Below are 1,635 nucleotides of genomic sequence, written 5' to 3' on the forward strand. Positions count from 1 at the left end.
GACCAGGCGCTGGGCCAGGCCGGCCTCGAGCCAGGCCGCGCCGATGGCGCTGCCCATGCGGCCGTAGCCGATAAAGAGTACGTTCATGCTGTTCCTTGAAGCCCTTTGGCGGGCGCAGCATGCCCGGGAAAGCTTTCGGGCAGCTTTCCCGGGCAAGGTTTCGGCAAACCCAGGCCGCCTCGCGGCGACCGGGCACGGGCGATCAGCCGATGGTCATCAGGCTGGCGTTGCCGCCGGCTGCCGCGGTGTTGACGCTCAGGGCGTGCTCGATCAGCAGGCGTTCCAGCGGGATGTCGGTCTCGCCCTTGTTCAGGCCGTGCACGCTGACGATGTCGCCCTTGCGCTGCGCCGCCTGCTGGCAGACCTCGCGCAGCTGGTCGGAGTCGCCGTGATGGAGGATGGCGTCGAACTCGGCGTCGACCGTGCTCCAGTCGGCGACCAGCGCGATGCACTTCTGTACCTCCTTGGGCAGCTCGGCGTACAGGCCGCGCTGGCTTTCCAGCCACAGCGCGCGGCTGCCCACGGCCAGGGTGGCGGCCAGTTGCGCCAGCAGGTCGCCGCGCTCGTCGGCCAGGCCCAGCACGCGCTCGCGCGGCAGCAGGGTGTAGCTGTTGCGCTCGCCGGTCGGGCCGCTCAGCAGGTGACTGCTGTAGCTCTGGCTCAGGCCCAGGTACTGCTCGAACAGGGCGGCAACGGCCGGCTCCTGCTTGGCCGCCCACTCGGCGAAGGCGGTGCGTGCCTTGGCCAGCTCGGTCGGCACGTCCAGCGCCTGCACGTTGTCGCCGGCCAGCTGCTGGGCCACGGCTTCCTGCGGACGGGTCGACAGCAGGCGGTACAGGTACAGCGGGCCGCCGGCCTTGGGGCCGGTGCCGGACAGGCCTTCGCCGCCGAACGGCTGCACGCCGACCACGGCGCCGACCACGTTGCGGTTGACGTACAGGTTGCCCACCTTGGCGCTGCTGACCACCTGGTTGATGGTCTCGTCGATGCGGGTGTGTACGCCCAGGGTCAGGCCGTAGCCGCTGTCGTTGATCTGCTGCAGCAGCTTGGCCAGGTCGGCGCGCTGGTAGCGCACCACGTGCAGCACCGGGCCGAAGATCTCGCGCTTGAGCTCGTCGAAGCTGTCCAGCTCGATCAGGGTCGGTACCACGAAGGTGCCGCGCTTGAGCTCCTCGGCCTCAAAGCGGGCGCACTGGAACACCTTGCGGCCCTTCTCGCGCAGCTTGGCGATATGGTTGTCGATGTTGTCCTTGGCCTCGTGGTCGATCACCGGGCCGATATCGGTGTGCAGGCGCTCCGGCGAGCCGACGCGGTACTCGGCCATGGCGCCCTTGAGCATTGCCACCACGCGGTCGGCCACGTCGGCCTGCACGCACAGCACGCGCAGCGCCGAGCAGCGCTGGCCGGCGCTGTCGAAGGCGGAGTTGACCACGTCGACCACCACCTGCTCGGCCAGCGCCGAGGAGTCGACGATCATGGCGTTGAGGCCGCCGGTCTCGGCGATCAGCGGAATGCTGCGGCCCTGGGCGTCGAGGCGGCCGGCGATGTTGCGCGCAAGGATGCCGGCCACTTCGGTGGAGCCGGTGAACATCACCCCGCGCACCCGCTCGTCGCCCACCAGGCGGGCGCCGACGG

Annotated in this window: 1 protein-coding gene; it reads right to left on the reverse strand. The window is 70.0% G+C overall.

All coding sequences use genetic code 11. The features are described from left to right. Positions 1-202: 202 nt before the first annotated feature. A partial coding sequence (locus tag N878_RS19770) for an aldehyde dehydrogenase family protein (protein WP_021445288.1) occupies positions 203-1,635 on the reverse strand: 1,433 nt, incomplete at its 5' end.

The organism is Pseudomonas sp. EGD-AK9, from assembly GCF_000465935.2.
Classification (GTDB): Bacteria; Pseudomonadota; Gammaproteobacteria; order Pseudomonadales; family Pseudomonadaceae; genus Aquipseudomonas.